Origin of the sequence: Streptomyces sp. NPDC001832, assembly GCF_040297265.1 — a bacterium.
GTDB lineage: Bacteria > Actinomycetota > Actinomycetes > Streptomycetales > Streptomycetaceae > Streptomyces.
In genome coordinates, this window is sequence record NZ_JBEOYU010000016.1 from 121,598 (window position 1) to 128,966 (window position 7,369).

Below are 7,369 nucleotides of genomic sequence, written 5' to 3' on the forward strand. Positions count from 1 at the left end.
GTCGGCGAGCGCTCTGTGGGGGGCCGTCGATGAATTAGTGAGGCGTTTCTCGTTCGCGGTCTGCGGCTGTCGCGTGCATGACGTAGTTGGCGAGGTCGCTGGGGTCGATCAGCCGGGCGGGGATGGGTTCGGAGCGGTAGCCGAGGGCCTCGAGGTGCGGTCGGACCTGCTTGATCAGGTTTCTCATCTGGTTCTCCCCGACGCGGAAGAGGTAGGCAGTCAGTGAGCGGGACAGGCCGCGCTGGTCGAGGACGGCGGCCCAGATGATGTTCTCCGTAGTCATCTTGCGGTGCCGGGGCCGCTCCTTGGGCGGCAGGGCGTCCAACCGGTCGCGGACGCCGGCGGTGAGATCGTCCAGGTCGTGGCGCTCGAGCCCGGTCAAGAGCGAACAGAGGTGACCTCGAAGGGGAATTGCTCCGAGACCGGTAATGGCAGGTTCGTGTTTTTTCAGGCGGCGGCCGAAGCGGTCGGTGAACGCTCGAAAGCGGCTTCGTACCCAGGCATTCGCCTTTCCGGCGGGCGACCTCTGCACGACAGCGCGGCAGCCTTCGCGGGCACGCGGCCCGAGCCGGGCAAGGACTGACTGTCCCGATCGCGAGGTCACGCCGCCGAACGGGGGGCTCCGCTCGGAGCCGGTGGGGACTCGCACGGTTTTCCGTCGTACATGTGTCGCGAGATGAGCGGTGTTCATACTCCGTAAAACGCTGATTCTTTGACGCGTCTGTACAGCGAGCGGAATTATCCGCCATACGGAATCATTCCGGCACCCCCCGCCGAAAGGAAGACAGATGACCAGCGGCCTGCTTTCGACCCAATCGGACGGCCCGACCAGTCAGCAGACGTTCGAGCAGCTGCAGCAGCGGCTCCCGGCACTGTTCGCCCGGCGGGGCGCTCACGCACCAACCCTGGTCGTCGTGCCCAGTCTCTCCCTCGACAGCGAAGAACTCCGCAAAATCAAGGGTGTCATCCACTTCGAGGAGCGCCTCCTCTTTCTGGCCCAGGCTCTCCGCGTTCCCGACGCCCGGATGCTGTACGTCACGAGCCTTCCGCTGCAGCGGAGCGTCGTCGACTATGCCCTCGGAGCGATCTCGTCACTGCCGGCCGGACACGCGCGCAGTCGGCTGACGCTGCTCGACTGCGCGGACGGCTCTTCCCAGCCACTGACCGAGAAGATCCTCAAGGACGATGGACTGGTCGACCGCATCCTGTCCGCCGTCCCCGATCGTGACCAGGCCTATCTGGTCACCTTCAACAGCACTCCCCTGGAGCGGGCGCTGGCGGTGCGACTGGGCATTCCGCTCTACGCCTGCGACCCGGCGCTGTCTCCCAGCGGCACCAAGAGCGGCGGACGGCAGTTGCTGCGCATGGCCGGCGTCCCGGTACCCGAGGGGTTCGAGGACATCAGGGACGAACAGGGACTGGTCAAGGCCCTTGCCGAGCTGCGAGCCCGGAACGCAGGCTGTGAGCGGGCCGTCGTCAAACTCGACGACAGCTTTGCGGGCTGCGGCAACGCGGTGTTCTCCTACGCCGGGGCGCCGGCCACCGGCCTGGAGGCGTGGGTGAGTGCCAAGTTGCCGGAACAACTCTCCTTCACCGCGCAGTCCGACACCTGGGAGAGCTACGGGGCACGGCTGTGGGAGATGGGCGCCATCGTGGAGCGCTTCATCGACACGCCGGGTGCGTGTTCCCCGTCCGTCCAGCTGGAGATCGACCCGGTGCGAGGCGCACAGGTGGTGTCCACCCACGAGCAGGTACTCGGTGGAGCGGCGGGGCAGGTGTTCGTGGGCTGTACGTTCCCGGCCGGGCCCGCCTATCGGACGGAGATTCAGCGATTGGCCTTGCGGGCCGGCGAGGCGCTGGCCGCGAAGGGCGTACTGGGCCACCTCAGTGTCGATTTCCTGGTCGAGGATCCGGTGTCGGGCGAAGGGATTCACGCGCTGGAGATCAATCTGCGGATGGGGGGCGCCACCGCGCCGTTCTTCCTGCTGCACGGGGCGGTCGAGGGTACCTACGCGCAGGACACCGGTGAATATCTGACGCCTGAGGGCGAACCACGCTGTTATGTCGCCAGCGACCGAGCCCAGCGTGAGGGATATGAACTGCTGCGGCCCGAGGAGGTCGTCGACATTGCTCTGCGCGAGGGACTGCACTACAGCCGGGCGACGCGCACCGGCGTCATCTTCTACGTGCTCGGCGCTCTCCCCGGCGTCGGCAAACTGGGCATGGTCGCCATCGAGAAGTCCCCCGAGAAGGCGCAGCGCCTGTACGACGCCATGCTCACCGCCGCCGATGCCGCCTGCCGTCGGCGCGGTTGATCCTCAGCCGGCTTCGGACCGGGCCGTTCTCGCCCGCCGCGCCGCTCCACGGCTGGTTGTCAGGGTGAGCCGGGTGCCCTCCTGTCCGGGGAGCGGCTGGGAGGGGACCTGGCGGCACGACTCCACGAGGACCTGCGCGGCCTTGTGCCATGGCCGTCCGATCGGGCTCACGAAACCGCAGACGGGCCCCTATTGGACCTGTTAGCCCCAACAGGTCCAATAGGGGCCCGTCCCCGTTTTGAGTGGCCACTGCGGGCGTGCGGTTCAAGGATGCGTCCCGGCCGTCTGCCGTCGACGCTGGAAGCATGAGGGCTACATGGTCTGGCGTCATCCAGTTCGGGATGGTCGCGCTGCCCATCCGGCTGTTCGCCGCCACCGAAGAGCACCCGGTGCGGCTCCACGAGATTCATACTGCCGACTCCAGCCGGGTCGAGCACCGGCGCTTCTGCCGGGTCGAGGGTCAGGAAATCCCGTACGAGGAAGTCGGGCGGGGCTTCGCGATGCCCGACGGCAATGTGATGCCGCTGACGGATGAGGATCTGGCCCACCTTCCGCTGCCGACCAAGCGTGTCATCGAGGTACTCGGCTTCGTCCCGGGCAATGACATCGACCCCATCAGCTACGGCAAGCCGTACTTCGCGGGGCCCAGCGGTCCTAGGGCCGACCGGCCGTACGTCCTGCTCGTCGAAGCCCTTGCCCGGACCGGATTCGTGGGCGTGTCCAAAATCGCCATCAGGAGCCGGGAGCGCCTGGCGCTGCTGCGTCCACGGCATGGAGTGCTCGTTGTCCAGACCCTGCTCTGGGCCGACGAGCTGCGTGACCCCGGTGATCTCGCTCCGTCCGCGCCCGTCACAGACCGGGAGCTCGAACTCGCTGAGACGTTGATCGGATCACTGCCCGGCATCGAGGAGAGCGAGCTGCAGGATCGGTACGAGCACGCCCTGGAGCAGCTGGTCACGGCGAAACTCAGCGGCGGCAAGCTGATCGAGCCCGTGGGGCCGGCGGCGCCGGTGGATCTGATGGCGGCACTGGAGGAGAGCGTCCAGGCGGCCCGTGCAGAGCGAGGCGATTGAGCACGTAGCGGCCCGGGAGTCAGTCCGCCGCCGCAGCGCCCTCGGACCCACCACGGCGAATATCTGCATACAGCCTCGCCGTCACCCCAGGCTCGCCAGGGACACCGCGAACCCGGCCACCGCCCGACGTTGCCCAGCGCCGACCGAGCGCATCGATCGCGGCCTGGACGGTCTCTTCGTCCGCCGCGGTGAGGTCGAGGACCAGCAGGCCTGGTTCCGAGACGTGAAGAGATTCGATCTGTTCCATAACCGGGCCGACGCTCCGACGATGCCAGGCAGTTCGCCGCTGGTTGCAGTTCCACCCATACGAGCACCCGCTGCCGTCCGCCTGTCGACGGTCATGCAATTCCCCACCTCAAGCGGGTTGAACGTCACGTAATTCCCCACCCTGCGGTCACGACTCCCCATGGGGACGTTGGGCTCATGTCGACGCATTCGGAGGAACAGGATCTCCTTGCCGCGCAGTGCCCGGCCGGTCGCGAGCCGAGGTGCTTGTCTTGTCCGTGAGCCCCGAACGGCTTCCCGGTGATCGAGAGTGAGCTGTCATGCGAGGACATCCGAACCTGGTCTTGGTGCACAGCCCGCTCGTAGGCGCTTCGGCATGGCAATCAGTCGCGCGGCTGCTACGCGCGCGCGGACACATGACGGTCGTGCCCTCCCTGGCAGGGGTGTTAGCGGATGCTGGACCGTACTACGCGAGGCTTGCCGTCACCGTCGCCGCTGACATCGCTCGACGAGGCGACGGGCGGATCGTTCTCGTCGGTCACAGCGGCGCCGGCGCTCTGCTGCCTGCGGTCGCTCATGCGACGGCGGCCACGGTCGTCGGCATGGTCTTCGTCGACGCATTGCTGCCGCATCCAGGCCGCGCCTGGTTCGACACGGTGCCTACCGAAATGGGGGATCAGCTGCGGGGGCTTGCCGGGCAGGGAATGTTGCCGCCCTGGAACGAATGGTTCCCGCCGGGCACCATCGAGGAACTTCTGCCCGACCCCGCTCTGCGGGGGCGCTTTTGCGAAGAACTCCCCCGTGTCCCCCTGGCCTACTTCGACGAGCCTGCCCCTGCATGCCCAGCTCCTCCTCCCGCTCACAGCGCCTACCTGCAACTGAGCGATGCGTACTCGGCTGAAGCCAGCCAGGCCGAGCACGAAGGATGGCGTGTCAGGCGCCACAGGGCCCACCATCTGGCCCTACTCACTGAACCGGAAGAGGTCAGCGCCACGCTGGAAGAACTGATTCAGGGCTTCGCGGCCTGACCACGCCTCACAGCCAGACCGTTCAGCTCAGGCCAACCTCGCTGCGCGACGAGCTGCGGTTTCCCCCGGAGGGGAACCGTGTGCACCAGGTTGTCCAACCCTGCTTGAACGAGTTGGCCCACCCTGCTTGGACAATTACGCCGCTGACGACACACCACCAGGGTGCTCACCTGTGGGTTGGCCGTCTCCGACCGCACAGGCGAGATCGCGGAGTTGATCGCGCGCTCGCACACCGACCCGCCGCCCAGTGGGGATCACTTGCGCGCGGGTCCGGCCGCGTAGCTGCACGGTCAGGCCGGCCTGACCTCCGGCTCAGTTCCGTGGCGCTGTTGCCACCTTTTCGTGTCCGTGATGCCTCGTCCTGAGCATCGAAGCGGCGCTGCACCCGGGGGTACAACGCCTTACGTTCAACGACCAGCGTCAGGCAACGCGGAGCTTCTTGCGGCGTTCGAGGGCGAGCTGTTCGCGGTAGTCCTCGACGGCCCGGTGGTACCGGGCGACGAAGTCCGGGTCGTCCAGCCGGTCGTCGACGTCCATGTCATCGATGGCGCGCTGCGCCGCTGCAGTCGACTCGTAGCCGGCGAGCATCGCGTTGATCCGGTAGACGCCGTTACGCTGCTTGGTGACCAGGCGAGCGAGTATCAGTTCGCGGAGGCCGGACGTGACGCTGGGGCGACTCAGGCCCAGCAGGGCCGCGATCTGGTTCTGGCCCATCTCGATCCGGCCACCGGACTCGCTGCGAGAGCGCAGTGCGAACAGCACGCGGTACGCAGTCTGAGGCAGGTCCAGGGCCGCAACGACCCCTTCGGCGTTGACCGGCGTGAACAACAGCATTCCCCTGCTCACTGTCCCTGCTCCTTCTCCGTCTGTGCATCGAACCGCTTGCGTCGGTCCCGACGCTTCGCGGCCCGCTCCTTGCGCAGTTCGTCGATCGCCTCGCGCATGTGCTGCAGAGATGGATAGCGCACCAGCTCCGGCAGACTTCCCGCCCGCAGCTCTTCCAATGCGTCCTGCTGATCGATCTGAACATACTCCGTGCGGCCTTCGACGCCACGGACCAGTTCGGCCGCGACGTACGAGTAAGGCGGATTGAACTGGTAGATGCCGGGCCGCCGCTTCAGCACGATCCCGTGCTCCATGACGTCCTGGAGCGCCGGGTTCACCTTTTGCCGCGGCACGTCCAGAATGGCCGCCATGTCGTCCTGAGTGAGCGGAATCTGTCCGCCAGCCCGTTGCCCGGCGATCAGCAGCAGGATCAGCCGCAGGGGCAACGCCTCGCGGTAGTACTGCGCGATGACGAGCAGGAATTCCAGGCTCGCCATCGCGAAGGCGTTCGGCCGGTCGTCGCTGGAGTAAAACTCCAGCTTCTGCCGCTTGCGGCCGACGTTGATGTCCCGGTCGGGGTACTTCCGTGCAAGGTCATCCAGGTCCTTGATGCTGCGCAGGCGCGAGCCGAAAGCGGTCAACGGGTTGTCAGGATCGAGGCCGGGCTGACGCGCAGGCTTCGGGGCACGACGGCGACTCGACGAATCAGACACGGACGACTCTCCACACTTCAAGATCCCAGGCGACAGCAAGGTAGCAGTAGGTCAGCACTCCTGACCTACAGGTCGGCATTTCTGACCCCTGGCGCGTCGTGTGTCACCCCTGGGGTGACATCTCTCCCCGGGGGTTGGGATGAACAAGGCAATGTTTCGTCCGGAACGCTGAAGGTGACACAGGAAGCGCTAAAGGTCAGGAATCCCGACCTCTTTGCGGGGTCTAAGGTCAGTTCTTCCGACCTTTCAGCCGCTCTGTGTCTACTCAGCAGGGACACCGTGGGGCTCGAATGTCCCCGCTGAGGCGACACTGCGCCCCCAACCGCAAGGCTCTGACCAGCAGAAACGCTGACTCTCTCCTATCTGATGTCCTCGGACACCGCGCGGGCCGGATCCCGTTGTGGCTGAGGCGGCTTCGCGTGCGGCACGGTGCCCCGGCGAGGGCTGCGGACAGCAGCAACGGCTCTGAGTCTCGGGTGGTACCGGCCGTGACGATCAGAACCAAGGAAGCGTGGCTGATGCCGGTGGGCGGTTCCGCCACCCGGCCTAGCGGCCGATCGGCTCCGGTACCTCCGCACGTCGAATTCAACCCGTCCCATATCGAAGCTTCCTTTCCCTGGCTGAGCAATTTCGGGCCGCGCAATTCTGAATTCATCCGGTAGTTTATTGGCCGGGACGCAAGGTGGCGGGGCCAGAAACCAAACGCTACACAGTATGTTGGCGTGATGCATCACCCATGATGTGGGTTCCATCCCCAAGGGTGACACATCATCGGATTCCACCCCACTGTGACGGATTGGTGTGTATGCTGGCGGGGGTATTAGTGAACGTGAGCGGACGAGTTCGGGAGTTGAGGAGCGGTCAGGGTGTAGCGTAGCGGAACCCGTCACTGCGGTGGGGCCGGCACCCCGTCAGGCGACAGTCCGTCACTCTCGTTGCGGGGGTGGTGGCTGGGATTCCCAGCTGCTACACAGGCCCGCACGTGATGCACCCTCACCCCGTAGCCAGCCCAAGGAGTCTCGCTTGCGAGACTCCCCACAATTCGCGCTTGCGCGAATTGACGTCCTTTCAGAATTCCGTTTACGGAATTCAATTCCCGCGTTTACGCGGGAATTTGGCGAAGCGTCAGCGGAGCCGTTCCCTATGCAGCGCGCCAGCGCTGCATATCCCGCGGAGCGGGATATGCAGCG

7 protein-coding genes are annotated in these 7,369 nt (G+C 66.0%); 3 read left to right on the forward strand and 4 right to left on the reverse strand.

Features of this window, described 5'->3' with window-relative positions; translation table 11 throughout:
• Positions 1 to 34: 34 nt before the first annotated feature.
• Complete coding sequence (locus ABT115_RS15985; RefSeq protein ID WP_351789322.1) at positions 35 to 382, reverse strand: hypothetical protein; 348 nt, start codon at positions 380 to 382, stop codon at positions 35 to 37.
• A gap of 406 nt (positions 383 to 788) precedes the next feature.
• Here ABT115_RS15985 and ABT115_RS15990 point away from each other — a divergent pair, with 406 nt between their 5' ends.
• Positions 789 to 2,315, forward strand: a complete 1,527-nt coding sequence (locus tag ABT115_RS15990; protein WP_351789324.1) for a peptide ligase PGM1-related protein — start codon at positions 789 to 791, stop codon at positions 2,313 to 2,315.
• A gap of 305 nt (positions 2,316 to 2,620) precedes the next feature.
• Entirely contained in the window at positions 2,621 to 3,388 is a 768-nt protein-coding gene (ku, locus tag ABT115_RS15995) for a non-homologous end joining protein Ku (RefSeq protein ID WP_351789326.1), read from the forward strand.
• A 19-nt stretch (positions 3,389 to 3,407) separates the two neighbouring features.
• On the opposite strand, the gene ABT115_RS16000 is transcribed toward ku, so the two are convergent.
• Positions 3,408 to 3,635, reverse strand: coding sequence for a DUF6207 family protein (locus tag ABT115_RS16000; RefSeq protein ID WP_351789329.1), 228 nt, complete (start codon positions 3,633 to 3,635; stop codon positions 3,408 to 3,410).
• 298 nt (positions 3,636 to 3,933) lie between these two features.
• On the opposite strand from ABT115_RS16000, the gene ABT115_RS16005 reads away from it, so the two are divergent.
• Positions 3,934 to 4,641 carry an alpha/beta fold hydrolase gene (locus ABT115_RS16005; protein ID WP_351789332.1) on the forward strand — a complete coding sequence of 236 codons (708 nt, stop codon included), beginning with the start codon at positions 3,934 to 3,936 and terminating at the stop codon, positions 4,639 to 4,641.
• A 420-nt stretch (positions 4,642 to 5,061) separates the two neighbouring features.
• Here the strand turns inward: ABT115_RS16005 and ABT115_RS16010 are convergent, their stop codons facing one another.
• Together ABT115_RS16010 and ABT115_RS16015 are read right to left on the reverse strand one after the other, a co-directional pair.
• Positions 5,062 to 5,487, reverse strand: coding sequence for a MarR family transcriptional regulator (locus ABT115_RS16010; RefSeq protein ID WP_351789335.1), 426 nt, complete (start codon positions 5,485 to 5,487; stop codon positions 5,062 to 5,064).
• On the reverse strand, positions 5,484 to 6,179 hold the full coding sequence (locus tag ABT115_RS16015) for a hypothetical protein (RefSeq protein ID WP_351789337.1): 696 nt from the start codon (positions 6,177 to 6,179) through the stop codon (positions 5,484 to 5,486). The genes ABT115_RS16010 and ABT115_RS16015 overlap by 4 nt, the downstream gene beginning before the upstream one ends.
• Between the last annotated feature and the right edge of the window lie 1,190 nt (positions 6,180 to 7,369).